The following is a 26,621-nucleotide window of genomic DNA, read 5'->3' as shown; positions in this document are numbered from 1 at the left end:
AGGATCATGAATGAAGCAGCAGCTGGTCTTTAATCAAAATAATCCGATGATTCGGCATCATCAGGTCTGCGGACAATCGCTTCTGCCAGGCCAGGCCTATATCGATATACTGTATCAAATCTTCCGGAAGTACAAATACCGGTTCAACGAGCTTGAACTGCGCAATCTGTCCATCCATCAGCCATTGACCGCCCGGCCCGAAGAGGATATTGTGCTCACCATCCAGGTGACGGAAACCGCAGAAGGCCGCTGGGCGGTACGCTTCGGGGGCCGGAGCAGGCTCAGCGGAATATACTCCGGTGAAGAAATCTTATATGCAGCGGCAGAAATGCACCGGATCGGACCGGTACTGTTCGATGAACAGCTCTATCCGGACGAATACAAGTCGGCCCCGGTACGTTCCCGGGATCTGGGCAGGATGTACGAGGAGTGGATGCAGCGCGGCGTCTTGCATACCGGTTTCATGAAAGCTGCGGGAACGTTATGGGCAACAGACGAAGCCTATATCATGGAAACGGCTGTCAGCGAGGAGGCGCTCCTGACGGCGGACAAATTTATGTTCCATCCCGTACTCCTGGACGGAAGCGGGGCCGGGATTCTCGGAGGCTTGTTCAAGGGTGGATTACAGACCGGGAAAGGTCTGCTGCTGCCGTTATTTTACGAATCGTTCCGCGCTTCGGGACTGCTGCAGACCGGCTGTTCCGCCAAGGTACTCTCCTCGTCCGTCCAACAAAGGGGAGAGCTGCTGTCGATGACGATCAGTTATTACGATAATCAAGGGAGTAAAGTAGCTGAGCTGACGAACTTCACAATGAAGCTGATCCGCCAAGACAATACGGGAGCGGAAATTATTATCGGGGAGTCTCGCCCGGACGGACAACAGCAGCAGAGCCATGCGGCGGGGGCTGCGGCAGCGCTGAAGCTCGTGCGGAAGCTTCTGGCGGAACAGCTGCAGAAGACGGAAGAGGAGCTGAATCCCCATGCCGGCTATTACGAGCTGGGTCTGGATTCGGCAGGCCTGCTTGCCATTGCGAATGCCATCGAAAATGAGATCGGAGACGCTGTGCCGCCAACGCTGCTGTTCGAGCATACGACGGCCGTGCAGCTGGCCGACTATTTGGCATCGGCCTATTCCGGACGTTTTGGTAGGAAGGATACGTACGGGAAGGAGGCGTACGAGAAGGAAACGTACGTGAAGGATTCGTATGGCAACATCCCGTCCTTCAGGACCGCCGGCGAGCCGCAAGGCCGGGAACAAGCGGCAGCGAACGCCCTGCCGTCGCCAGATGCCGGTGCAGACGGCGACATTGCTATTATCGGGATGGCCGGAAGGTATCCTGACGCGGACGGGCTAGCCGCCTTTTGGGACAATTTGAAGTCGGGCAAGGATAGTATCCGCCAGGTTCCGTCCACCCGCTGGCAATGGGAAAGTTATAAGGATATTGTTTCGCCTTCGGGCAAGCCGGTGTCCCGCTGGGGCGGCTTCATCGACGATCCGGATTGCTTTGACCCGCAATTTTTCCGGATCTCCCCAAGGGAAGCGGAGACGATGGATCCTCAGGAACGGTTGTTTTTAACGGTCTGCTGGGAAACGATTGAGGATGCGGGGTATACACCGGGTACGCTCGTTCAACCACGGGGCCGCCATAAGCGGCAGCCGGTCGGTGTATTTGCCGGCGTGATGCATAAGGACTATGCGATGCTTGGAGCGGAAGAGGCGGCGAAGGGCAATCGGTTTCCTTTGTCGCTCAATTATGCGCCGATTGCTAACCGGGTCTCTTATTTTTGCAATTTCCACGGTCCCAGCATGACCATCGATACAGTATGCTCCTCTTCACTGACGGCGGTTCATCTGGCGGCCGAGAGCATCCGGCACGGCGAGTGCGAGGTTGCATTGGCAGGGGGCGTGAATCTGTCCCTGCATCCGAACAAATACGTCTCCTACGGCCTGATGGATATGCATGCCAGCGACGGCCGGTGCCGTACATTCGGCGAGGGCGGGGACGGATACGTGTCCAGTGAAGGCGTCGGCGCCGTGCTGCTCAAGCCTCTTTGGAAGGCGGTCCGGGACGGAGACTCTATTTATGCCGTTATTAAAGGCAGCGTCATCAATCACGTAGGTACGGTCAGCGGAATTACGGTGCCCAGTCCGGTCGGCCAGGCCGAATTAATCAGCGAATGCCTGGACAAAACGGGCATCGACGCGCGGACTATATCTTATATCGAGGCGCATGGAACGGGGACGTCACTAGGCGATCCGATTGAAATGCAAGGGCTTGTCAAGGCGTTCAGGGACTACACATCCGACACCGGGTTTTGCTCGATCGGTTCGGTCAAATCCAATATCGGACATGCGGAATCGGCAGCCGGCATCGGCGGGCTGCACAAGGTGATTTTGCAGCTGTACCACGAGAAGCTGGTGCCCTCACTCCATGCGGAGGAGCCGAATCCGTACATTGATTTTGCCGGCTCACCTTTTTATATTCAGCGGACATTGAAGCATTGGGAGCGGCCGAAGGCCGTTATCGGCGGCAAGGAGACGGTCTTCCCGCGGCGCGCTGGTATCAGCTCGTTCGGGGCGACCGGATCGAATGCCCATATCATCCTTGAAGAATACATGCCGGAACCGGACATGGTGAAGCCACTAAACGCAGCAGGCCTTGAGCCGGGAGAACGGCTATACCTGATACCGCTGTCAGCCAAAAATAAGGAGCGTCTGCAAGCTTACGCCGCCAAGCTGGCTGCTTTTCTGCAAGCCTCCTTGCCTGAACAGAAGGCGGCAGCAGTCGGGAAGCAGCATGGCGCCGCTATTCTGGAAACGGCTGAGCACCGGGTATGCAGCATCGTCTCGGACATCATTCAGATGAAGGACGGAATCATCGATGCGGAGCAGGACTGGTCCGAATACGGACTGGAGCCGGTACATTTCATCCAGCTTCACGATAAATTAAAGACTGCCTTCGGCATAGAGCTCGGCAGCGAGACGATCCTGGCGCTTCGTTCGGCTGCCGCCGTGGCGAAACGGCTTGCCGAAGGGACGGCTGGTATTGAAGAGGAAGATGCTTCACCCGCCGTTGAAAAGTCCGGAGGTTCAGGCCGGCTGGATGCAGAGAACCTTGAAGCTATAGCCTATACACTGCAAGTGGGACGCGAGCCGATGAACGATCGCGTGATTTGCGTTGCCCGCAGCAGCCGGGAGCTGATCCTTCAGCTCGAACAAATTGCGCAGGGGAAAGAGAATATCGCGTCGGTGTTCCGGGGGACGGTCAAGCCAAGCGGCGAGCTGGCTTCCGTATTCCGGGCGGATGAAGATTTCGGCGAGCTGCTGCAGCGGTGGCTGAGCAAAGGACAGCTGGAAAAAATCGCGCAGCTATGGGTAAACGGCGTCGGTATTGACTGGAAACAGTTGTATGGGAGCAATGCTCCGAAACGGCTCAGCTTGCCGTCTTATCCGTTCGCGAAGGAACGGTACTGGCTGCCTTCAATGGCTGCATCGGAAGTTCGTGCATTTGGACAACAGGGATGGCCGCCTATGTCTGCCCGCCGTGATGGCGGGGCTCTACCGGCCGAGCGGAGCATGCGGATGCTGCAAAAGCAGTGGGAGCCATGTCCACCGCCAGCATCTATCTGCAGCCTGTCCGGAGCTGTGGCTATTCTCACGACGGAGGAGACAAGACCGCTTGCTCTCCGGCTCGCCCGGCAGTTGTCAGCTGCCCGGATACTGGGCTCCGAAGAGCTTCGCTCCGAGCTGGATGAGCATGTCTACTCATACGTCGTCGACTTGACCGGCTGTGGGAAAGAACAGACCGACGAGCCGGATGGCTGGATTCCCTGGCTTCAGCGGCTGATAGAGCGAGGGACGCGTGACGGCATGATGCTTCTGGGCGTGACCACGGGGCTGGAAGCAACGCAGGGGCAGAAGCAGGGCCCGGTCAATCTGGCCGGGGCTATGCAGGCCGGCTTATACCGGATGCTGCAAAGTGAATACAGCCACCTGCGTTCGCGCCACGTCGACTTCGCGCCGGATTGCGGCGGGCACGTTATGGCGGAGATGATTGCGGCTGAGCTGCTGACAGACAGCGAAGATGCCGAGGTGCGCTATCTACAAGGGATTCGGTACCGCGCCTGCCTGACTGAGCTGCCTATGGACAGCGGAGAAGAGGCGCCCGGCCCGTTTCCGGAGGGGCAAACGCTATGGATTACAGGAGGCACCCGCGGAATTGGGGCCTTATGCGCGAAGCATTTTGTCAGAATCCGGGGTGTACGCAGGCTGGTGCTGACGGGACGCGAAGCCATTCCGCCCCGCGAACAGTGGGATGACTATACGGCGGACGAGGCCAGCCCGACCGGGCAGAAAATACGCATGGTCCGCGAACTGGAGTCGCTCGGGGCTCAGGTGAAGGTACTGGCCCTTGATTTGACCGACGAGGCGGCCGTACGCCGCTGCTTAAGCGAGGTGAAGGCGGCGTGGGGCGGGATCGGCGGCGTGCTTCATTGCGCCGGGCTGGGCAATTTGGACACACCGGCATTTATCCGCAAATCAGGCGGCAGGATGGAAGAGGTGTGGGCACCGAAAGTGAAGGGCCTTAATGTCTTATACCGCTGCATGAGAGAGGAGCCCCTGCAGTTTTTTGTGCTGTTCTCGTCGGTGTCAGCGATCGTGCCGACACTGGCAGCGGGGCAGAGCGATTATGCGATGGCTAATGCGTATATGGATTACGCCGCACAGGCATGGAGCGGGGAATGCCCGGTGATCAGCATCCAGTGGCCGAGCTGGAAGGAGACGGGCCTTGGCGAGGTTAAGAGCCGTGCTTATGAACAGACGGGAATGCTTGCGCATACGGATGCCGAGGGCTTACTGATGCTGGACCGTATTTTGTCCGGCGGCCAGGGACCGGTTGTGCTGCCGGCCGTGGTCAATCCCCGGCGCTGGAAGCCGGAGAGGCTGCTGCTGCGCAGCCTGCGTGAGCTGGGGGATGCCCGGATTGAGGCAAGGAAGCCTGCGCCGCAAGAAGAGCGGGACGCAGAGAATGTGCTGCCGGCGGTACGGTCATTCGTAACGGGCGTGTTCGCGAAAGAGCTGAAGCTTGACCCGCTGCGGCTTGATCCCGACCTGCCTTTTGCCGAATATGGCGTGGATTCCATTATGCTGGCGCAGGTGCTGCGAATCATTAATCAGGGGGCCGGCACTGAGCTGGACCCGTCAATCCTGTATGAACACCCGAGCATCCGTTCCTTATCGGCGTGGCTTGCAGACAATCACGGTGATTCGTTCGCTGCTCACAGCAGGGAAGTGAGGGAGCTGCCGGGCCAAGGGGACAGCCGCCTGTTTCAACCGGCTGCCGCTTTGAAGCAGCCGCCGGTACCGTTATCAGGACCGCTGCCGCAGACTGCTGCCGCAGGCCGAATGATAGATTCGGGCACGGATGCGCCGAATATTGCGGTCATCGGCTTGTCCTGCCGCTTTCCCGGAGCGGAGACGCTGGACGACTACTGGCGCCTGCTGTCAGAGGGAAGCTCCGCCATCCGCCTTGTTCCGGCGGGGCGCTGGCCGGGGCCGGAGCTATATTATGCCGGTCTGCTCGGCCGGCAGCAGGCGATGCCGGCTTCTGTATTCCGTTTATCGAATGAAGATGCGCAAGCGATGGACCCGCAGGCGCTGTTGCTGCTCGAAGAAAGCCTCAAGGCATGGCATCATGCAGGCTATACGCCGGAGGAGATCAAAGAGCGTTCAGTAGGCGTATACATCGGTGCGCGCAGCAAGCATGATCCTGATGAAGCAAGTCTGCTTCAAGCCCGGAATCCGATTCTGGCGGTCGGGTCGAATTATTTGGCCGCCAACATTTCGCAGTATTTCGATCTCCACGGCCCGAGTCTCGTCCTGGATACCGCCTGCTCTTCGGCGCTTGTCGGCCTCAATCTGGCGGTCCAGGCCTTGCGCAGCGGAGAAATCGAATGTGCGCTTGTCGGCGGAGTCAGCCTGCTGACCTCCAGTAAGATACACCGGCTGTTTCAGCAGCGGGGCATCTTAAGCCCGGAGCCGAACTTTCACGTGTTTGACAGCCGCGCGCAGGGCGTGGTGTTGTCGGAAGGAGCGGGAGTCGTGCTGCTCAAGCCTGTAGAGCAGGCGGTTAAGGACGGGGACCGGATCTACGCAGTCATTAAAGGAACCGCCGTGAACAATGACGGGAGGACGGCAGGTCCTGCCGTGCCGAACCTGCAGGCACAGAAGGAAGTGATGCGCCAGGCGCTGGCCAGAAGCGGCAAACGGCCGGAGGAGATCGGTTACATTGAGGCGAACGGCTCCGGATCAGTAGTGACTGATCTGCTGGAGCTGAAGGCAATTCAGGCCGTGTACCGCAAGGACGGCGGAGTGCCGCTTGGCATCGGGTCGGTCAAGCCGAATATCGGTCATCCTTTATGTGCAGAAGGGATCGCCGGATTGATCAAGGTGGTGCTGATGCTGAATCATGGAGAGCAAGTTCCGTATTTGTCCGGCCAAAGGCCGATGAAGCACTTTGATATCGAAGCGTCACCTTTCTATTTCAGCAGGGATTGCGCCGAATGGCCGGGCCGCAGAACCGCTGCGCTGAACAGTTTTGCAGACGGAGGCACGAACGCGCATGTCATCATGGAGAGCTGGGAGGAGCTGCGCGCGCCGAATGCTGTCCGCCGTCCGCTTCCGTTGCCGGAGGAGGCCATTGAACAGCCTGCCGGCACAAGCGCGGTTAAGCCGAACTGGTGGCTGAAGCAGACCAAAGCGGCTGATGAGATTCGAGGATGAGCAGAGAGATTAAGACTGGAGGGTTAAGCGGGATGACAACAACAGAATTCCGGTTTCAAAGCGATCATCCGATCTTGGCCCATCATCAGGTGATGGGCAGCGGCATCCTGCCGGGATTGGCTTACATTGATATCTGTTACCAATGGTTCAGGGAGCAGGGATATGATTGCGCAGAGCTGGAGCTGCGCCAGGTTACCCTCTTCCGCCCCGTAACCGTCCGGGAGAACGAGGAGATCCGGCTGCAGCTTCATTGTGTGGAAGCGCAGAAGGGACAATGGCAAATCCGGGTGGAGCGCGAAATTACCGGGACGGAGGAAGAGTCCGCCGGGCCTTTCATGACCGCCGAGATGCACCGCTGCCCGCCGGTGCGGTTCGAGCATTCGATCGATGCGGACCGTATCCGTTCTTCGGCCGGCAGCAGGACAGATATGGCGCTGCTCTATGAGCAGTGCCGGGCTCTCGGACTTGTACATTCCGGATTCATGAAGGCGGAAGGAAGGCTGTTTGACGAGGCCGATTCGCTCTTGCTGGACCTGGATCTCCCGCAGGATAGCCTCGGGGAAGCAGATAGCTTCATGTTCCACCCGGCACTGCTCGACGGCAGCTGCGTCGGGGCCGGGGCGCACTTCATGCAATTGGCGGAGGACCGGCGGCTGTTTCTGCCTGTCTACATCGAATCATTTTGTGCTGCGGAGCTGATTCAAACGAACTGTATGGCCGTAGTCAAGCATTCATCGGTAATTCAACGGGATGGACTATTGTCGTTTACGCTGGCGTTTTTTAACCGGGATGGCCGGCAAATCGGCGAGCTGAAGAATTTCACGAACAAGCTGGTCCGCGGCGGGGAGGCAGAGAGCCCTGGTCAGCTCCTACCCCGGCAGCCGCAAGAAGCTTTGCCGGACGTAACGGAAGCGGCTCAGAGCGCGGCCGCCGCCGCACGCCGTTTTCTCGTCAGCCTGATTGCGGAGCGGATGGACCGGGACGAGAAACAGATTGATGTGCGGGCAGGCTATTTTGAAATGGGGCTTGATTCGGCCTCCATGCTTACACTGGCCAAGGCTGTGGAGAACCGTCTCGGGACGGCCATCTCCCCGACGCTTCTATTCGAGTACCCGACGGTTGAACGCTTAGCGCAGTATTTGGGAGCTGCCTATCCTGAGCAGCTTCGTCCGGAGCAGCCGGAGCTGAGCACGAATCTGCCGGCTGCAGACGGCGGCGTAAGGCCTGTGAATTCCGGTACGGCTGAACCGGCAGCGCACGCGTCTGCTCGCGGTGATGACATCGCGGTCATCGGCATGGCCGGGCGATATCCGTCCGCTGCGAACCTGGAACAGTTCTGGGCGAATCTGACGGCCGGCAAAGATTGTATCCGCGAGGTTCCGTCTTCCCGCTGGAAGTCAGAGCGGCTGGCGGGCCTTCGTTCCGCCTCGGGGAAGCCGATGTCCCGCTGGGGCGGATTCATCGACGATCCGGATTGCTTCGATCCGCAATTTTTTAGAATTACGCCGAGAGAAGCGGAGACGCTCGACCCTCAGGAGCGGCTGTTTCTGGAAACCTGCTGGGAGACCATCGAGGACGCGGGCTATACGCCGGATTCATTGGCAGTACCGGCAGGACCGCATCAGCGCCGCCGCGTCGGGGTATTTGTCGGTGTGATGCATAAGGATTACGCGCTGCTCGGAGCGGAAGCGGCGGCGCAGGGGCATCCGTTTCCGCTTTCGCTGAACTATGCCCCCATAGCGAACCGCGTGTCGTATGTTTGCAATTTTCATGGACCCAGCATGGCCGTCGATACGGTATGCTCCTCCTCGCTGACTGCGGTTCATCTGGCCATGGAGAGCATTCGGAGCGGAGACTGTGAAGCCGCATTGGCAGGCGGTGTCAATCTGTCGCTCCATCCGGCCAAATATGCCACTTACGGCATGATGGACATGCAGGCCAGCGACGGGCGCTGCCGCACGTTCGGCAGCGGCGGAGACGGCTACGTGTCGGGAGAAGGAGTCGGCGCCGTTCTGCTCAAGCCGCTCAGCAAGGCGATTGCGGACGGTGATCATATTTATGCTGTTTTGAAAGGAAGCATGATCAATCACGGCGGCTCGGCGAGCGGCATTACCGTGCCTAACCCTGTGGCCCATGCCGATTTGATCGGTGAATGTCTCCAGAAGGCCGGTATCGGCGCGCGGTCGGTTTCGTATATCGAGGCTCACGGGACCGGTACGCCGCTGGGCGACCCGATAGAGATGGAGGGACTCGTCAAAGCTTTCCGCTCCCATACGAACGATACCCAGTTCTGTTCGGTCGGCTCCGTAAAATCGAATATCGGCCATGCAGAGTCGGCTGCCGGCATTTGCGGGCTTCACAAAGTCATTTTGCAGCTTTACCACCGGATGCTGGTGCCTTCGCTGCATGCGGAGGAGCTTAATCCATATATCGATTTTGAACGGTCTCCTTTCTATGTACAGCGGAAGCTCGCGGCATGGGAGCGGCCAATTGTGACGGATAAGGGCAAGGAGATAAGCGTGCCGCTGCGGGCGGGCATCAGCTCGTTTGGAGCCACCGGCTCCAACGCCCATCTCCTGCTTGAAGAATACGACCCTGCGGCTCACGCGGCAGGCACGGTCCCGGTCAATCCGCCTCTTGGTGAGAACGGCCAGTGTCCCGCGCTTGTACTGCTCTCCGCCAAAAACAAGGAACGTCTTCACGCATATGCCGGCAAGCTGGCCGGCCATTTACAGCCGGATTCGGATTACCGCGCCGTTGATCTGCATGCGCTGGCCTACACGCTTCAAGTCGGCCGTGAGGCGATGGAAGAACGCGCTGCCTTCCTGGTGAGGGATGTACCGGAGCTTGTCGCCGGGCTGCGCCTGCTGGCAGCGGGAGAAGAGAGCACCGGCTCCGTATGGCTTGGCCGGTCGGATATTGACGCGGCTGAGGACCGGCTCGTTCCGGAGGCGGCTGCTGAAAGCTTGGCTTCCGCTGCCGCCGCATGGGTCCACGGACGGGAAGTCGACTGGAAGAGGATGTACGGTGAATTCGTACCTCTTCGCCTGAGCCTGCCATCGTACCCTTTTGCCAAAGAACGGTATTGGGTACCGGTATCCGGCCATCCAGCGGGTGCCAGGCTGTCCGCTTCGTCCTTGCTGCATCCGCTGCTCCACGAGAACGTCTCGGACTTCCGGGAGCAGCGCTTCCGTACGGTCTTTACCGGCAACGAGTTTTTTCTGGCAGATCATATTGTGAACGGACAACGTATGCTTCCCGCCACAGCATACCTGGAAATGGTCCGGGCCGCTGTGGCGATGTCTGCCGGCGAAATGCCGGACGGGCCGCTCAGTATCCGGTTGAAGCATATTGTCTGGTCCAACCCCTTCATCGCAGGCGAAGGAACGGCAAGTGTCGATATCGCGCTTTTTCCTGAGACGGACGATGAAATTACATTCGATATCTTTAGTCATGCGCCGGGAGAGGAGCCGGTTGTGTACTGCCAGGGAACTGCGGTAATTGCTTCCGGCACCGTAGAAGCCGCCCGGATGGATCTGGACCGGGTTCGCTCGGAATGTGCGGAGGATAGTCTGGATGCGCCAGCACTATACGGGCTGTTCCGGTCGATGGGAATCGAATACGGCCCAGCCCACCGCGGGGTGGACAGGCTTCAGCTAGGCGAGGGCCAGGCGCTTGCGCGGCTGACGCTGCCGGCGGAAGCGGCCGCTTCAGGAACAGAGGCATATGTCCTGCATCCGAGCTCTATGGATGCGGCGCTGCAAGCCTGCATCGGACTTGCTCCGGCGGCGGGCGCGGCAGGCAAGCCTTTGGTTCCATTCGCGTTGGAAGAGCTGGTTATTCACGGTGCCTGCACGGAACGGATGTGGGTCTGGACCCGCTATAGCCCGGGAAGCGGGACAGGCTCTCCGCTGCTCAAATATGATTTGGACCTCTGTGATGATCAGGGCAGTATGCTCGTTCAGCTAAAAGGCTTATCCGTTCGTCCGCTGGAGCTTGAAACGCTTACGGGTACGAAGACAGCACCGGCTTCTACACTGCTGCTGCATAAAGAATGGGAAGAACGGCCGGCTGCCTTCACGCATAGTTTATCCGGCCCGGACGTTAAGCATCTTGTTGTCCTTAGCGGACAGGAGGCGTTCGATTTAGCCGCGCTTCGTGCCAATCTGGGTGGTGCAGAATGCGTCCAATTCCCTCATGAAGGGGAGGGGACGGCCGCCCGTTACCGCAGGGCTGCGGCCGCTCTGCTCGAGCTTCTTCAGCGCGTACGCCCAAGCTCTCCGGCGGGGAGGCTGCTTATTCAACTCGCGGTCCCGAACCAGGGCGAGCTCCGGCTGTATGCCGGACTTTTCGGAATGCTGAAAACGATGCAGCTGGAGAACACCGGTCTGGCCGTGCAGCTAATTGAGCTGGAGCCTGAGGACAATGCCGGTTCCCTCGCGAACAAATTGAAGCAGGACAGCACAGATTTGGAGTGCGAACATATCCGTTACGAGCATGGGAAGCGGCATGTTGCCATTCGCCAGGCGGTTGACATTTCCGGCGGAGATGCCCCTCATTCGCTGCCTTGGAAAGATGGAGGCGTCTATCTAATCACCGGCGGAGCGGGCGGGCTTGGCCTGATTATTTCCAGGGAAATTGCACGTTCTGTTAACGCTTCGTCAATTATACTGGCTGGACGCTCCGAGCTGGACAAGGCAAAGGAGGCGGAGCTTGACGAGCTGCGCAGAAGCGGTACCCGCGTCCGTTACGTGAAGACAGATGTTAGCGACCTTACGGCAGTTTGCGGACTAATGAACAGCATCCGCTCCGAATATGGCACGCTGAACGGCATCGTACATAGCGCGGGCCTGGTTCGTGACCGTATGCTCATGCACAAAACGGCTGCGGAGCTGCAGGAGGTGCTGGCACCGAAGGTGGACGGGCTTGTCCATCTGGATGAGGCCAGCACCGGTTTTCCGCTCGACTTTGTTATCGCCTTCTCATCGGCAGCTGGGAGTCTAGGCAATTCCGGTCAGGCGGATTATGCGGCGGCCAACGCTTTCATGGATACTTATGCCGGGTTCCGCAATACGCTCTACCAGTCCGGCAAGCGGAACGGCCGGATGCTGTCGGTTGGCTGGCCGCTGTGGGCGGAAGGCGGAATGAGGCTGGAGGCACAAGCGGAGACAGCACTGCTTGGAAGCAAAGGCCTGATTCCTCTGCGGACGGCCTCCGGCATCCGGGCATTGTACCGGGCATGGGCTGCACAGAAGGATCATGTACTGGTACTTGAGGGAGACGCTGCCTGTATGCTGGACATCGATAAGCAGCAGCCCGCCACATGGGAACAACAGACCGGCGCCGGTGCGGACGGGACTTTGGCCGAAATAGATGTGCTTTACGGCTTTGCAGTACGGTATCTCACCAGGCTGTTGGCCGAAGTGACCAAGCTGCCGGTTAGCCGGATTGATGACGTCACCTCCTTGGAGGAGTACGGTATGGATTCGATCGTGGCGATGCAGCTGACTGCTGAAATGGAGAAAGGATTCGGGACGCTGCCGAAGACGCTGTTCTTCGAATACCGGAATTTGCAGGAATTGGCGGCATATCTGACCAAAGCTTACCCGGGCAGGATATCCGCATTGTCAGGCGAACCGGCCGGGCTGAAGGAGACAGCGGCCGCCAAGGTTCCGGCTGAGACTGCAAAAGACGGCACGGTGAAGAGGCACACGCCCCGCTCCCGGCCATCCGGCAGACTGCACCGCGGTAATAGCGAGGATACCGCTGCAGAGGCGGCGGGTCTGCCGGCTGCTGCAAAAGATATCGCCATTATCGGAATGTCGGGACGTTACCCGGGAGCATGGGACTTGGAGGAGTTCTGGCAGGTACTGAAGGACGGCAGGGATTGTATTACCGGAATTCCGCCTGCGCGCTGGGATAACAACCGCCACCGCAAAGGGAGCGAAGGCCGGAACGCTGAGCGTTGGGGCGGTTTTATCGATGGTGTCGACGAATTTGATCCGCTATTCTTCAACATCTCTCCGCGCGAAGCGGAGACGATGGATCCGCAGGAGCGGCTCTTTCTGGAGCGCGTCTATGAAGTGATGGAGGATGCGGGCTATGTGCGCCTGACAGGCGGAGCCTCCGCCCCGTATCATACGGGAAGTGTGGGCGTATACGTCGGGGTCATGTACGAGGAATATCAGCTCTATGGCGTTCAAGAGCAGATGCAGGGAAAAGCGGTGGCACTTTCGGGCAATTCGGCATCCATCGCCAACCGGGTGTCGTATTATTGCAATTTTCAAGGACCGAGTATGGCGGTTGCCACCATGTGCTCGTCCTCTCTGACGGCGATTCATCTGGCATGCCAAAGCTTGCGGCTGGGCGAGTGCAGGATGGCCGTAGCCGGCGGTGTCAACGTATCGGTTCATCCGAACAAATATATATTGCTTGAGCAAAACCAGTTCGTGTCGAGCAAAGGCCGATGCGAAAGCTTCGGTATCGGGGGAGACGGCTATGTGCCCGGCGAGGGAGTCGGTGCCGTGCTGCTTAAGCCGCTCGATCAGGCAATTGCCGACGGCGACCCGATCTACGGCGTGATTAAAGGAACGGCCGTTAATCACGGCGGCAAGGTAAACGGCTACACCGTCCCGAATCCGAACGCCCAAGCGGAGGTCATCGGCAAAGCACTTAGGGAAGCGGGACTCGATGCCCGGGAACTCACGTATATCGAAGCGCATGGAACGGGCACTTCGCTGGGCGATCCGATTGAAATCGCGGGGTTAGCCAAATGCTTCGAGACCTATACGCAGGATAAACAATTTTGTGCGATCGGGTCGGTCAAGTCGAATATCGGCCATTCCGAAAGCGCGGCCGGCATTGCCGGACTCACCAAGGTGCTGCTGCAGCTGCAGCATAAACAGCTCGTGCCATCGCTCCACTCGGAAGTGCTGAATCCTAATATCGATTTTACGAATACGCCTTTTACCGTTCAACGGGAGCTGGCAGAATGGCCAAGACCACTGCTTAACCTGGACGGAACGGCGAAGGAGCACCGGCGGACAGCGGGCCTGTCATCGTTCGGCGCGGGCGGCTCTAATGCCCACATCATTATTCAGGAATACGTACCGGCCGGAACGGAGGCAATGTACGGGGAGTCTGCGGGTACACCGGTGCATCCTGCTCTTATTCTGTTATCCGCAAGAGATGAGGAGAGGCTCCGGGAGCAGGCGAAGCGGCTTGTCGAGGCGATACGCTGTAAAGGACTGTCAGATACGGATTTGCCGCATTTGGCATATACACTTCAAGTCGGCCGCGAAGCCATGGAGGAACGGCTGGCGCTTGCGGCGGTGACGATGGCGGATGCGGTGCAGAAGCTGACGGTTTACGCAGAGAACCCTGCGGCAGCCTCCCTGGACATATACCGGGACGGGATCAGGCGCAATAAAGAAATGATGGCATTGCTCGCCCAAGATGAAGATATGGCTGCTGCAGTGGATCATTGGATGGCAAAAGGAAAATGGAACAAGCTCCTCGGGCTCTGGGTGAGGGGCGGGGCAGTGGATTGGTCCCGGCTTTACACCGGTTCCGGCTTCTTGCCGCGGCGGTTGCGGCTGCCTTCCTATCCTTTCGCCAGAGAACGGTATTGGGTTGCCGGCGGACAAGAACATGCCGATGTATCCGGCGGCAGTGCCGGGCTAGCTTATCTTCATCCTCTGCTGCATGTCAATACATCGGATCTGGCAGAGCAACGGTATACTTCTTTGTTTACGGGGGCGGAATTTTATCTGGAGGATCATGTGGTGAACGGGCAATCCATGCTGCCTGCCGCCGCATTCCTGGAGATGGCACGTGCTGCCGTAGAAGACGCGGCTGCAGGCTTGACGGACGAGCCGACAGCCATCCGGCTGTCCGGCGTAACGTGGCCCCGCCCGCTTATCGCGGGAACACAGCCCGTTCAAGTGCATATCGGACTCCATCCCGGTGAGCGGGATGAAATTATGTTCGACATATACGGGAACGGGGAAGATGGCAGTGCGCCGGTCTACAGCAGCGGCCGTGCAGAGCTGTATGCGGTAGAAGATGCACCGCATCTAGACCTGGACGCCCTTTATGCGGCCTGCAGCGGGCAGCAGTTCGATGCCGGTACCGTGTATGAAAGCTTCCGCTTGAGGGGGATCGGGTACGGGCCCGGCCACCGGGGGATCGAGAGGCTGCACACCGGCCGAGGACAAGTGCTGGCCGAGCTTACGCTGCCTGACTTCCTGGGGGGGACTGAGGATACCTATATGCTGCATCCGAGCTTGCTCGACTCGGCGCTTCAAGCGTCGGCAGGACTGCGCCTCGCTGAGTCTGACGCAGACGCAGGAAAGGCAGCGGACGCCCAGGGGCTCTATCTGCCTTTTGCTTTGGAGGAGCTGGAGGTGACGGGAGCGTGCGCTTCCCGGATGGTTGCCCATGTCCGTTACAGCGATGGAAGCCCGGCAGACGGGAGCACCGACAAATTCGATATTGATTTATGCGACCGGAGCGGGAAGGTCTGTGCCCGGTTAAAAGGGTTCACGGTTCGTAAAACCGGCCCGGAAGCGCTGCGCCAGCAGGAAGAAGGAGCGGCAGCAAGCACGCCGAAGCCGCAGATGCAGATATTAAGCCTGCTGCCGGTCTGGGATGCCGTTAAACCTGCAATGAAGCAGGACAATACACGGGATGGAGAAGGATTATTACTGATCGGAACGCCCGGGGTGATACGCGACCGGGTGATGCAGCGCTTTGCCGGTGCTTCCCTGATGGAGCTTATGGGGGGAGAAACGGCGGATATGATTGCGCAGCGGCTTCAGGCGCAGGGTCCGGTCCGCCATGTGGTGTGGATTGCGCCGCAGAATACGATCGAATCTCCTGCTAATGAAGCATGGATTGGGGAGCAGGAGCGCGGGGTGCTGCAACTATTCCGCCTGATCAAAGCGTTTCTTCAATTAAAATATGGCGGCCAGCCGCTGGAATGGACGCTTGTGACGGTGCAGTCGCAGCCTATCCATTCCTGTGACCCGCTGAAGACGGCACATGCCGGGGTTCACGGACTGGCAGGGTCAATGGCCAAAGAATATCCGGGCTGGCAGGTACGCGCTGTCGATCTGGAAGCGGGCCGGGAGTTCCCTGTTGATGATATGTTCAGGCTGCCGGCGGAACCGCAAGGAAATTCCTGGGTCTACCGTACGGGCGAATGGCACAAGCAGAAGCTCGTCCCGATTCAGGAAGCCGCTTCCGAACCGACGCTCTTCCAGGAGGGCGGCGTGTATGTAGTAATTGGAGGTGCAGGCGGCATCGGCCAAGCGTGGAGCGAATATATGATCCGGACCTACCGGGCCAATGTGATATGGATTGGAAGGCGGGAGAAGGATTCCGGCATTCAAGCCGGCATCGACCGGCTTGCGGCTCTGGGTCCGGCGCCCGGATATATCGCGGCAGATGCGGCCGACCTGCAGTCTTTTCAGCGCGCTTATCTTGAGATCAAGCAGCGCTATTCCCGCATTAACGGCATTGTGCATGCGGCGCTTGTGCTGCGGGATCAGTTACTTGCGAACATGGACGAAGAACGTTTCCACGCGGCCCTTGCCGCCAAGGTCGATGTATCTGTGAGGATCGGCCAAGTATTCCGGGACGAGCCGCTCGATTTCGTGCTGTTCTTCTCCTCCATCAATGCGTTTGCAAGATCCGCAGGACAAAGCAATTATAGTGCAGGCTGCGCTTTTAAGGATGCATATGCCAGCTATTTAGCAGGAGTGTGGCAGTGTGCCGTCAAGGTGATGAACTGGGGATATTGGGGAAGCGTCGGAGCTGTCGCATCCCGGGAATACAGCGAGCGCATGGCTAACAGGGGAATCGGCTCCATCGAGCCGCCGGAGGCAATGGCTGCGCTGGAGTCGCTGCTGGCCGGTCCGGTGAATCAGATGGCACTGGTCCGGACGGCGAACCCCGGAGCTATGGAAATGATCGATGTCCGGCAGGCAGCCTCGGTCTATCCCGCACAAGCGGCTGCTTCGCCGGGCGGCGGCATATTCCATCATATGGCGGATGATATCCAGGAAGGGCAGACCCGGCAGGCCAAAGCGCTGAGCAGCCCGGCGGCCCGTGAGCTGGAACAGCTGATAGCGCGGCTGCTGCTCAAGCAGCTTCGTACAACCGCTGCCCCCCTTGCTAACGGCAGGCTGGAGCGGCAGGCGATGTTCGGTAAGTGGCTGGAGGCAAGTGTACAACTGCTTGCGGAGCACGCTGGAGTGTCCGATCCGCTGAATGAATTGCCTGAGGAGGAGACGGCTGCACTCTGGCAGGAGTGGATCGGCCGCAGGCAGGAATGGCTGGACGCCGAAGGGTTAGAAGCACAGGTTATCCTGGCGGAGACGATGCTGCGCGCGCTGCCTGATATTCTAACCGGGCAGCGGCCGGCCACAGATGTCATGTTCCCGAATTCCTCCATGCATCTGGTCGAAGGAATATATAAGAACAATCCCCATGCCGATTACTTCAACGGCGTATTGGCCGACACGGCTGCCGCCTATGTGGAGCAGCGTATCAGGCACAATCCGTCCGCAAAGATCCGCATTCTGGAGATCGGCGCAGGGACCGGAGGAACGAGCAGCGGGGTGCTGTGCAAGCTGGAGCCTTACCGGGACCGGATCCAGGAGTACGCCTATACGGATCTCTCACGGGCGTTTCTTCAGCATGCAGAGAAGGAATACGGCCCGCGTTATCCTTATCTGGCTTATGGCATCTTTAATGCCGAGAACGGCATTCAGGAGCAGGGGTATGCGGCCGGCGTCTACGATGTCGTCATCGCGGCGAATGCTCTGCATGCGACCAGAGATATCCGCACGGCGCTGCGCAATGCGAAGGCGCTGCTGCGGAGCGGGGGCATTCTGCTGCTGAACGAAATCACACGCAGCGATTTGTTCACCCACATCACCTTCGGTCTGCTGGAAGGCTGGTGGGCGTATGATGATGCTGAGCTGCGCGCGCCGGGGTGTCCGGGGCTTGCTCCAGATACGTGGCAGGCTGTTCTCGCCGGGGAAGGGTTCGGGGAGATCATCTTCCCGGCCGGTGCCGCCCATGACAGAGGGCAGCAGATTATTGCGGCGCACAGTGACGGAATCGCAAGACAACGTCTCCAGGCCCAGCCGGACGGTAGTCCAAAGGTTCATAAGGAAGTAAAGGCGAGTCATGCGGCAGCAAAAGTTAAAGCCGTTAGCTTCAATAGGAACCAACCTGCGGCTGCTGCGGATACCCGTGTGCCGGAGGAGGAGCTGCGCGCGCGAAGCCGCAGCTATTTCAAACGGCTGATCGGGGACGTGCTGAAGCTGCCGGATCACCGGATCGACGCCTCAGAACCGTTCGAAAGCTACGGCATCGACTCGATTCTGGTCGTTCAGCTGACAGATTCACTGCGCGGAGCGCTACCTTCGGTCAGCTCAACCTTGTTTTTTGAGCACAGGACGATTGATTCGCTGGTCGAGCATTTCATTCTGACGCAGGAGGACGGATTGCGGAAGCTGGTCGGCATGGAGAACGGCATTGCGGTGGCAGCCGGATTACCGGAAGCTTCTGCGGCCGGTCCGGGAGCCGGTTCCGCGCCTTCTGTGCATTCCGCGCCGCTACGTCCACTTACGGCATCCTTGATGACCAAGCGCCGGTTTGTTTCCAGGACGGCAACGGAGCCTGAATCGATGCCGAGGCCGGTATCAAATTCGGAATCCAAGCCAACGTACGTGCGGGACGTCGCGGTCATCGGTTTATCCGGCCGGTTCCCGATGGCCGGCGGGGTGAACGAATTCTGGGAGAACGTGAAGCAGGGAAGAAGCTGTATCTCTGAGATTCCGCCGCAGCGGTGGGATTGGCGAAGTTATTATAACGAAGAGAAGGGCAAGAGCGGATCGATGTATACCCGGTGGGGAGGCTTTCTTGAGGATATCGACGCCTTTGATCCGATGTTTTTCCGCATATCGCCGAAGGAAGCCGCCCAGATGGATCCTCAGGAGCGGCTGTTTCTTGAATCTGCTTACGCTTCCGTAGAGGATGCGGGCTATACGCCTGCGAGTCTTAGCACCAGCCGGAAGGTCGGCGTATTCGCCGGGGTGATGAATGGCAATTATCCGACAGGGGCCAGCTACTGGTCGATTGCCAACCGGGTCTCATACCTGCTGAACTTTCAGGGGCCAAGCATGGCGGTCGATACAGCCTGTTCGTCTTCCTTGACGGCTGTGCATCTGGCGCTGGAGAGCCTCTACAGCGGGATGAGCGAATGCGCCGTCGTCGGCGGTGTTAACCTGATCGTGGACCCGGTCCATTATCTGAAGCTGTCGGCGGCAACCATGCTCTCCCCTGGCGATACCTGCAGGGCGTTCGGTGCGGGAGCGGACGGCTTCGTCGATGGCGAGACCGTGTGCACAGTCGTGCTTAAACCGCTGGAGGCCGCCCTCGCAGACGGCGATCATATCTATGGCGTTCTGAAGGGAAGCGCCTTGAACGCAGGCGGGCGGACGAACGGCTACACGGTTCCCAGCCCGGATGCTCAGCGAGGGGCGGTCGCAGAAGCGTTGCGGCGCTCAGGCGTTCCGGCCCGAACGGTTACGTATGTGGAGGCGCATGGCACGGGGACGGCGCTCGGCGATCCGATCGAAATTTCAGGTCTTACCAAAGCGTACGAACGGGAAACGTCCGACAAGCAGTTTTGCGCCATAGGCTCGGTAAAGTCCAATATCGGCCATACGGAAAGCGCTTCGGGCATGGCGGGGCTGGCTAAGGTGCTGCTTCAATTGAAGCACCGCAAGATTGCGCCTACTCTGCATGCGCAGGAGACGAATCCGGATATTACATTCGGCGAGACTCCGTTCTTCGTTCAGCAGGAGCTTGCGGAATGGCAAAGGCCGACTGTGGAGCTCGGCGGAATCCGCAGGGAATTTCCGCGCCGTGCGGGCATTTCCTCCTTCGGAGCAGGCGGAGCGAATGCCCATCTGATCGTTGAAGAATTTGTTCCGGAGGTGCGGAGCGAAAGACCCGCAGCGGCTGCGGCAGGCCGTCCGTTCCTGATTGTGCTGTCAGCGAGAAACGGGGACCGCCTGAAGGAGAGAGTCCAGCGTCTGCTTGCGGCGGCCGAAACGAATGGCTATTCCGATGCCGATCTTGCGGACATCGCCTATACGCTGCAGGTCGGACGCGAGGAGATGGAGGAACGGTTAGCGTTCACAGCGGTATCAATGGCCGACCTGCACCTGCGGCTTCACGAATATCTGCGCGGAGACGGCTATCAGCCGGAGCTGCACCGCGGTCATGTGAAAGCGAACCAGGAAGTGCTGGCGGCGCTGACGGCGGATGAGGATATGCAGGAAACCGTGGACAAATGGATTCGGCACGGTAAATTCGCAAAGCTCCTCGACCTATGGGTCAAGGGCTTTCGTCTGGATTGGAGCGGGCTGTATGATGGTCTGCCGGCTAAGCCGCGGCGCATATCGCTGCCGACCTATCCTTTTGCCAGAGAACGGTATTGGATGGAGGGAAGTCCCTTCCCGTCGGCATTTGCCATGGACACAGCAGGTGAGCAGCAGGTCCTCCCGAAGAACAGTCAGGCCGAACGGCCAAGTCGTCACCCGGCGCCGCAGGAGCAAGACGAACCCATGATCTTCGAGGAAATCTGGGAGGAAGAGAGCGGGGCAGAAATGCCTGCTGCCGGGCAGGTTCAGCTTGAAACGGTTGTGTGCTTCCTCTCGGACCGCCGGAGTCAGCAGATTCTATCCAATGCGGTGAGGCTTAGCTCACCTACTGCACGCATCGTCTTCGTCAGCGAAGAACCAGACGGCGGCGAGCGGCTTGAGGATACGTACAGGGTCCGGGGAGATGATAGCGCCTCCTTGGCAGAAGCTTTCCGTGACATAGCCGTCAAGTATGGTAACGCCGATGCGGTGCTCTACATGTGGCCGCTCGAAAATCCGCTGCATGTTCAAGATCCGTCTGCACTTGTTCATACCATTCAGGCACTTGCCTCTACGAAGTTCGAGGTCCGGAAATTAATAGCTGCGGCTGCCTATGCGAACGGGCTTGAACGCTGCTATGCCGAATCGTGGATCGGGATACAGCGCTCGCTTGGAGACGTGCTTCCCGATACGTCTATGGGGGTATGGCTGGCGGAGGCCGGATTACACGGGCAGGACGCGGACATGAAGGATTGGCTGGAGCAAATAGGCGCAGAGCTGCGCTCTTCCGGCGTACGGAATGTGCTGTATGTTGAAGGTAAGCGTAACGTCTGCACAGTACGCAGGGCAACAGATCATGTCTGTGTTCAGCCGGTATGGAAGAAGGGGGGCACCTATTTAATTACAGGCGGCTGCGGGGGACTTGGTTATCTGTTCGCCGAGCACGCTGCCAGGACGCACGGGGTTCAGCTTATTCTAACCGGCCGTTCGGCTGTGGATGACACAATTAAGAAGAAGCTCGGGACACTGGAGGCACTGGGCAGCAGTGTCGAATACGTGCAGGCGGACCTATGCAATCTTCCGCGTATGCAGGAGGGAATCGCCCGGGCCAAAGCACGGTTCGGCCCGATTAACGGAGTTATTCACGCTGCGGGTATCCAGGTGAACCGCAGCGTTATGGAGAAGAGTGCGGAGGAATTCCGGCAGGTGCTTCGTCCGAAGACGGAGGGCACGGCTGCCCTAGACGAGCTGCTGCTGGAGGAGCCGCTTGAATTCTTCTGTCTGTTCTCTTCAACCTCTGCCGTACTGGGTGACTTCGGTTCCTGTGACTATGCCGCCGCCAACCGGTTCCAGATGGCTTATGCGGATTACCGGAACGCCCTGCGGAAGCAGGGGCTGCGACGCGGCCATACGGCTGCCGTTGGCTGGCCTCTATGGAGAGACGGCGGCATGGGCTTCTCGGAGGAAGAGCAGAGCGGCATGTATCTGAAAGCGAGCGGACAGCGGTATCTTGAAGTGGAAGAAGGGCTTGCTGTATTCAGTGATCTCATCTCAAGGGCCGGCGGGCGCTATCTGGTGCTTGCCGGGGACAGCAGAAGAATCGGGCGCTTTCTGGGCATCGGTACCTCTTCAGCGGACTTCGTGCCTGTATCTTTCGTCCGCTCAGAGAGCTCAGCGGAGTATGCGCAGGGTCCTCTCCGACTGGAGGAGTACATGGAGCGGGATCTGAAGAATCATATCGGCAGCCTGCTCAGCATTCCGCTGGACAAGCTGGATTCCGGGGAGAATCTCGTAGACTATGGCTTCGATTCCATCTCGCTCACGCAGTTCGCCAGGCTGCTGGCCAAGCAGTATGAAATCGACTTCGGGCCTTCGTTATTTTACGCCTATCCGACGATTGAGAAGCTAAAAGAATATTTGCTTACGGACCATGAGAATGCTGTCTGCTCCTATTACCTGCGCGCTGAACAAGCGGATGTGCAGGCAAGTCTGGAACCTGTTGTCAACGAGGTGTCCGGTGAGATTTCCGGTGAACAGAAATCTGCCCAGGTATCCGAATCGTCCGGTTCGCCGCAGCCGGCGGCGCAGGTGCCGAAGGGCGCTTCAACGGCCGGTATTCCGGAGCCGGTTGCGATCATCGGCATGAGCGGGAGGTTCCCCGGAGCATCCGACATTGACACCTTTTGGAGCAATCTTGTGACGGAAACAAGCGCCATTTCGGAAATACCGCCCGAACGGTGGGATTGGAGGAAATATAGCGGCGATCCCCGCAAGGAGCCGGGAACCAGCGTGTCCCGATGGGGCGGGTTCGTTCCGGATATTGACCGGTTCGATCCTTTGTTCTTCGAGATCTCGCCCAAAGAGGCGGAGCTGATGGACCCTCAGCAGCGGCTGTTCCTCGAAGAAGCCTGGCACGCTCTGGAGGATGCGGGCTACATGGGCGAACGGATCAGAGGCAAGCTCTGCGGTGTGTATGTGGGAGCGGAAGAGAGCCAATATGCTGATGTCACCGGAGGGGAAGGGCAGATCAGCTCCAATCAGAATGCTACCTTGTCGGCACGGATCGCATACAAGCTGGATTTGAAAGGGCCGAATTTCACGTTGACGGCTTCTTGCTCCTCGGGACTGGTAGCAGTGCATCAAGCCTGCCTGGCGCTGCGGAGCGGGGACTGCGACATGGCGGTGGCGGGAGGCGTCAGCCTAACCGTATCGCCCCGTATGTATGCCGGACTCGGCAAAGCGAACATGCTGTCGCCGGACGGTACATGCAGCGTATTTGACGGCAGGGCCAACGGACTCGTTCCGGGCGAGGCGGCGGCAGTTGTCGTGCTCAAGCCGTTGTCGAAGGCAATCGCGGATAACGACCGCATCTACGGCACGATCAAAGCAAGCGGTGTCAATTATGACGGCCAGACGAATGGCATTTCCGCTCCGAACCCGTTAAGCCAGGAGCAGTTGATTAAGCAGATTTATGAACGCAGCGGCATACGTCCCGAACAAATCGGTTTTCTGATGGCACACAGCGTTGGCGCGAAGATCGGAGACTCGATCGAAATGGAGGCTCTTTCGTCTGCATTCCGGAAGCTTAGCGATGTAAAAGGCCACTGCGCTGTCGGTTCCGTCAAGCCGCTGATCGGTCATACCTTCGCCGCTTCGGGGGTTGTCAGTCTAATCGCAATGGTGACGGCACTACACCGGAAGACGATTGTGCCGGTGTCCGGCTTTGAATCGCTGAGCGAGCTGATTTCATTCAAGGAAAGCCCGTTTTATATTGCACAGGAAGTGCGGGAATGGACATCCCGGCCAGGCCAGGCCAGATTTGGAGCGGTATCCACGACCGGAATTAGCGGGACGAACGCGCATGCCGTGATTGAAGAATATATTCCTTCATTAGCGGAGCCGCAGGGGGAGTGCCCTTCACCGGCGGCTTATGCCGTTATTTTGTCCGCACAGAACGAGGAACGCCTGCAGGCGGCGGCCCGGCAATTAGCAGATTATATGGACAGCGGCCGTTCGGCTGACGTCGCTTTGCGCGACCTGGCTTATACGCTGAGCGTGGGCAGAGAGGCGATGAAATGTCGTCTTGCGATTGTGACACCATCGAAAGAAGCGTTGGTGCAAGGCTTAAGCGCTTATATCGAAGGAACGGCCGCAACGCTTCCCGGCGGGCTTGCCATCTATGGCGGAAGTTCCGGAACTCACGGACATCAGACGCCTGCATCCGCCACTGCCGGGACAGCCGGTAAGGCGGTGAGGGAGCGCGACCTTCTACAGCTCGCCTCGCTTTGGGCCGGTGGGATGCAGGTGCCGTGGGCTGAACTGTACGAAGCCGGAAGCGCCAGAATCGTTTCAGCTCCGGGGTATCCTTTCAGAAGAAGAAAATGCTGGCCGCAAGAGAACTGTAACGTATCCGTTCAGCATACGGCTGTCAGCCTGCCTCCTTCGGGGCCGGACGGCGGCAATAAGGCGGCGGAGCTGTACTCGTTCAACACCGTCGACCGCTCGGCGGAATTTCAGGAAGAATATTTAACGTTTTGCCCGTTCGAATCGCGGATTCCCGGCTTCTCGATGAGCAGGGTGCTGCTGAATCCGGAGCGGTATCCGGATGAAGCAGCCCTTGTCAAGGATAAACAGATCGAACTGCGGCAGGTATTGTTCTATAAAGCGGATTTCCGCCGTGTCCGCTCCGTACTGGATATCGGCTGCGGCCATGGTACCGATGTCATTCAAATCGCTTCGCTGTATCCAGATATCCAGGCGCACGGGTATACCATTTCGAAGGGACAGGCGGAGCTGGGCAACAAACGGATTGAAGGGCTGAATCTAAGCTCCCGTGCAGCAATTTATCACCGGGACAGCGCGGTTGACCGCTTCCCTGACTGCTACGATCTCGTCATCGGGATTGAGGTGTGCTGCCACATCCCGGACAAAACCGCATTGTTCGCGAATATTGCCGCTTCCTTGGCGGAAGACGGCCAAGTGCTGCTGATGGATTTCATCGCGAATCTGCGCGGGCCGATCGTTGATGCGGACATTGGCATTGCGATTGCGACTGCGGCGGAATGGGCCGGCGTGCTGGCGCGCTGCGGCCTGGCTATCGAGGAGATTATCGACGTTTCGTCCCGGGTCGCCAATTATTTGTACGATCCGGATTGTGAGCGGAACACGGAGGGATTAGTTCCGGTCGCGCGTGATTCGCTGCGCAGCTATGCCAATAACGCTATCTCGCTCGAGCGGGGCTGGACCAGCTACTGCCTGTTCAAGCTCTGTAAGGAGACGGCGATGACCGAAGCGGAGCTGAAATCGTTCAACGAAATCAGAATCGCGCACAAAACCCCGTACGCGGAAGCGCTGAACGAAATGAAGCATCTCGGGCAGAAGCCCTATCCGCCGGCGTCTATAACGCAGCAGGAGAGACCGTTGAAGGGAGCAATCTTATGATTTCTGGGAATAGGCCGGATTCACTTGAAGAAAGGCTGGATGTTGTTAGAGAAAGCTTGGTGCTCGTATTCGGGCAGGTCCTTGGTTTGGACCGGGAAGAATTGCTGGAGGCGGAATCGCTGAAGGAGCTTGGCATCTCGTCCGTTAATTTGGTCGAATTGCTGGAAGCAATCAACGTCCGCTTCGATTTGTCACTCCCGACCAGCATTCTCGTCGAATGCCATAATTTCGAAGCGTTGGCCGTTTATGTCGCCGGGCAGCTGCACGCAAGCGGTGCTCTGCCGTCCGCCGGGCCGGTAACGAAGGTGCCATCAGAATACGCGGCAAAAATAACGGGTCCCGCGGTGGACTTCGTTCCGGTTCCCGGACCGGCCGGAATGCCTGCCGGTGTACCTTCCCGCGAGGAGAAGGTGCAGCAATCGCAGCAACAGGGGAGTGTACCCCGGCCGCCGGAGGCGGGCCCTGCAGGGTCCGTCTCCGGCGGGATCGCCGTCATCGGGCTGTCGTGCCGGACCGCCGGGGCTGCTAATCAAGACGAGTTCTGGGAGATCGTTTCGCAAGGAAAGGACTGCACCCGGATGATGGACAATCCGGAGTGGATCGCTTACATCCAAGCGCATTCCTCCTCACCGGTGCCCCTCCGGTATGGCGCCATGGATGGGATCGAGCACTTCGATCCGCTGTTCTTCAATATATCGCCCAAAGAAGCGGAAGCGATGGATGCGGCGCAGCGCATCGTTCTGCAGGAATGCTACCGGGCGCTGGAAGATGCCGGATATGCCCGCCAGGGCGGACAGGTCGGCACGTTCATAGGCTCGATGGGGTATCCTTCCGCGCAGGATTATTCGCACCATACCATGCTGGGTACCGACACGAGTATTATGGCAGCCCGAATTGCGTATTGCCTGGATCTCAAAGGTCCGGCGCTTGCGGTCAACACGGCATGCTCTTCTTCCCTGGTCGCCATCGACCTTGCTTGCGAGAAGCTGCGGAATGGCGCTATTGATCTGGCCATTGCCGGCGGAATAACGATCTATACCCATCCCGGTGCCTTTCTGTTCATGAACAATGCCGGCATGCTGTCTCCTACGGGAATGTGCCGCCCGTTCGATAACGATGCGGATGGCATCGTCGTCGGTGACGGCGCAGGCATCGTCATTCTAAAAAGGCTTGAGGACGCTCTGCGCGACAACGATTCGATCTATGGAATTATTCGCGGGAGCGGCACCAATCAGGACGGTCAAACTTCAGGCATTACGGCGCCGAGCTTCCTCTCCCAGAGCAAGCTGCAGCAATCGGTGTATGAGCGGTATGGAATCAACGTGGAGGATATTCAATATACGGAAGCGCACGGAACGGCCACGAAGCTGGGCGACCCGGTTGAAATTCATGCGCTGAGCCATGCGTTCGGCAAATTTACATCTAACAAACAGTATTGTGCCATCGGCTCGCTG

At 58.8% G+C, this 26,621-nt stretch carries 3 protein-coding genes (1 of these 3 running past the window's edge); all 3 read left to right on the top strand.

What is annotated here, in order from left to right:
- Positions 1-10: 10 nt before the first annotated feature.
- Tightly spaced (each overlapping or abutting the next), the 3 genes in view from MHI42_RS07810 to MHI42_RS07800 form a layout consistent with a single transcriptional unit that may run on beyond the window.
- Positions 11-6,784: a beta-ketoacyl synthase N-terminal-like domain-containing protein gene (locus tag MHI42_RS07810; RefSeq protein WP_342423396.1), complete on the top strand. Its 6,774-nt coding sequence runs from the start codon at positions 11-13 to the stop codon at positions 6,782-6,784.
- Positions 6,781-25,167: an SDR family NAD(P)-dependent oxidoreductase gene (locus tag MHI42_RS07805; protein ID WP_342423395.1), complete on the top strand. Its 18,387-nt coding sequence runs from the start codon at positions 6,781-6,783 to the stop codon at positions 25,165-25,167. Before MHI42_RS07810 ends, MHI42_RS07805 begins: the two co-directional genes overlap by 4 nt.
- Positions 25,164-26,621: the beginning of an SDR family NAD(P)-dependent oxidoreductase gene (locus tag MHI42_RS07800; protein WP_342423394.1), read on the top strand. 11,898 nt of this gene lie beyond the right edge of the window; 1,458 of the gene's 13,356 nt are visible here — the first part of the coding sequence; it begins with the start codon at positions 25,164-25,166; its stop codon lies off the right edge, out of view. Before MHI42_RS07805 ends, MHI42_RS07800 begins: the two co-directional genes overlap by 4 nt.

The organism is Paenibacillus sp. FSL E2-0178 (assembly GCF_038593005.1).
In the GTDB taxonomy this organism is placed as follows: Bacteria; Bacillota; Bacilli; order Paenibacillales; family Paenibacillaceae; genus Paenibacillus_AQ; species Paenibacillus_AQ phytohabitans.
Note: the sequence above shows the minus strand (reverse complement) of the source record. Positions and strands in the feature narration are given on the sequence as shown.